At 40.1% G+C, this 247-nt stretch carries 1 pseudogene; it reads left to right on the top strand.

Annotated elements, in window-relative coordinates:
- A pseudogene (locus AC2Q9J_RS18370) lies at positions 1–247 on the top strand (DDE-type integrase/transposase/recombinase); the annotation flags it as partial.

Here is a 247-nt window from a genome sequence, read left to right as displayed (position 1 = left end):
TATTCAATGGAGAAATCATTGCATTTCAAACCCAGCGGAGACCACATTATGCTCTAGTCAAAAACATGCTCGACATTGCTTAAGGTATGCTCAAGCCCGATGTCAAGTCTCTTTAACATTCAGACCAAGGTTGGCAATACCAAATGCGTCATTATCAGCAACAATTGAAACAGCATGGTTTAACACAAAGTATGTCACGTAAAGGAAACTGCTTGGATAATGCAGTGATGGAAAGCTTCTTTGGCAT

It is taken from the genome of Planococcus sp. RAB007_Raresut (assembly GCF_057369535.1).
The sequence above is the reverse complement of the archived record's forward strand: the minus strand, read 5'-3'. Positions and strand labels throughout refer to the sequence as shown.